The organism is Mycobacterium sp. TH-M15 (assembly GCF_057473705.1).
Window position 1 is genome coordinate 1 of record NZ_JBYCLB010000381.1, and the last position, 2514, is coordinate 2514.

Below are 2514 nucleotides of genomic sequence, written 5' to 3' on the forward strand. Positions count from 1 at the left end.
GCAGAACACGCCGGGCCAGCCGGGGGGTGAGGTAGTTGCCGGTCTCGGCCAGGGTGCCCATCGGGGTGTCGATTCGGTCCGGTTTCTCGATCAGCCCGCGGATCACCATCGCTGCCGCGTGTTCGGCGCTGATCGCCCCGACCGGCAGCAGCCGCCGTGACGGCGCGATCATCGGAGTGGCCACCAGCGGCATGTGGATGGTGGTGAAGGTGATGTGGTCGGAGAGCGTCTCGGTGGACACCACGTCGGCGAACGCATCCAGCGCGGCCTTGGTGGGCAGGTAGGCGCTGTACTTGGGGCTGTGCGCCAGCACCCCCTCGGTGGACACATTGACCACATGACCGAAGTGCCGTTCCCGCCAGTGCGGCAGCAGCGCCAGTACCATCCGCACCGCGCCGAAGTAGTTGACCGCCATGGTCCGCTCGTAGTCGTGCAACCGGTCGGTGGAGTTGACCACCGACCGCCGGATCGACCGGCCGGCGTTGTTCACCAGGTAGTCGACGTGGTCGAACCGGCCCAGGATGTCCTTGACGGTGTGCTCCACCGACGCCGAGTCGGTGACGTCGCAGGTGAACGCGTGGGCCTGTCCGCCGTCGGCGCGGATCTCGGCCACCAGCTCGTCGAGCGCGTCGCCGCTGCGGGCCAGCGCGAAGACAGTGGCGCCCCGGGCGGCGGCCGCGATCGCCGCGGCCCGGCCGATCCCGCTGGATGCCCCGGTGATGATCACGTGCCGGCCGACCAGCGGCCCGGCCGGGTCGTCGCGGCGGGCCCGGTCCGGGTCCAAGTGCTCGGCCCAGTACCGCCACAGCTGCGGTGCGTACGCGGCGAACTCCGGCGCTTCGGTGCGGGCGGCGCCGGTCTGCCGCAGCGCGGCCCGGGTGGCGTCGGAGACGAACGTCGGTTTCAGTTCGACGACGTCGAGCACCTCGCCGGGGACGCCGAGCTGGGTGGCCGCCATGTTGCGCCACACCCGGGCTCGCCCGCTGGCCTTGAGTACCGGGTCGGCCAGCGCACCGGGCAGCGTCGCGCGCAGCGGCGGCAGTCCGGCCGCCCGCGCCACACCGCGGTAGATGTCGGGCAGCCCGGTGGTTTTCGGCGCGGTCAGGTGGAAGGTCTGTCCGTCGCGACCGTCGGCGTGGATCAACGCGACCAGCGCGTCGACCACGAAGTCGACCGGGACGACGTTGGTGCGCCCGGTGTTGGGCAGCGCCACCGGCGTGAACCGGGGCAGCCGGGCCAGCCTGGCCAGGATGGGAAAGAAGTAGTACGGCCCGTCGGCCTTGTCCATCTCGCCGGTGCGCGAATCGCCCACCACCACCGACGGGCGATACACCCGGTACCGCAGTCCCGGCGTCGAACGCACCAGCTGCTCCGCCTCGAATTTGGTCTGGTGGTACGGGGTGGGCAGCCGCTGGCCGACGTCGAAGTCGTCCTCGGTGAACTCGCCGGCGAAGTCGCCGGCCACCGCGATCGACGACACGTGGTGCAGGGCGGCGTCCAGCCGCCGGGCCAGCTCGATCACCGCCCGGGTGCCCGCGACGTTGGCCGCCCGCTGCTCGGCGTCGGTCGCGGTGATGTCGTAGACCGCGGCGCAGTGCACCACATGGTCGATGTCGCCGCAGTCGGCCAGGGTGGCCGCGGTCAGCCCCAGGTCGGCCGCGGTGAGATCGCCGACCAGCGGTTTGACCCGCTCGCCCCAGTCGGTCGCCAGTCGTTCGAACCGGCCGAGCGAGCCCCGGCGGACCAGGACCCGGACCTCGGCGTCGGGCCGGGCGTCCAGCAGGCGGGAGACGGTGCGACGGCCGATGAACCCGGTACCGCCGGTAACGATATAGCGCATGTGGCTATGGTGCGCGACCGGCGTGGCCGCGTCAACCGGACTCGGCGCTGTGTCCAGAATCCAGGACACGGCCAGCCGTGGCAGCCGCGGCCGACCGCGGTCAGTCGAGGTCGCGGATGCCGTCCCAGTCGACCAGCTTCCAGCCGGTGACCGGGTTGCCGGAGAGCACCACCCGGCCGATGTTCGGCAGCGGGTGGTCGGTCAGCAGCTGGTCCTGGGGGTTGACCACGTTCATCAGCGTCCAGGCCATGATCGCCAAGCCGTGCGAGAACACCACCGGGTTGCCGTCCCGGTTGTCGTAGATCTTCTGCACCGCGCCGCCGAACTGGTCGTTGAACGTGTTGCCGTCGATGGAACCCGGGATCGTCAAGGTGCGGTCCCCGGCGACCCAGCCGGCCGGCGCGGTCAGATACGCCGCGGCGGCCCCCTCGCCCGACTTGCCGTTGAACCAGCCGGCGCCGACCTCCTGCAGCCCGGGCAGCACCTGCACCTGCCGGCCGAGCTCTTTGGCCAGCGGCTCCGCGGTCTGCTCAGCGCGCAGCATCGTCGACGAGTAGACGCCGTCGTAGTGGTTGTTCGCCAGCTCATGGGCGAGCTGTTCGGCCTGCTTCTTACCTTCCTCGGTCAGACCCGGGCCGGGCACCACGGTGTTCATGACCTGCGCGGCGTTGCTC

The 2514-nt window shown here is 71.2% G+C and carries 2 protein-coding genes; both read right to left on the minus strand.

All coding sequences use genetic code 11. The features are described 5' to 3' along the window. The coding region (locus tag AC2VNT_RS09360) for an SDR family oxidoreductase (RefSeq protein WP_486946592.1) at window positions 1-1840 on the minus strand (1840 nt) is incomplete at its 3' end. A 100-nt stretch (window positions 1841-1940) separates the two neighbouring features. After that, window positions 1941-2514: histidine phosphatase family protein (locus tag AC2VNT_RS09365; protein ID WP_486946593.1), on the minus strand; the 574-nt coding region annotated here is incomplete at its 5' end.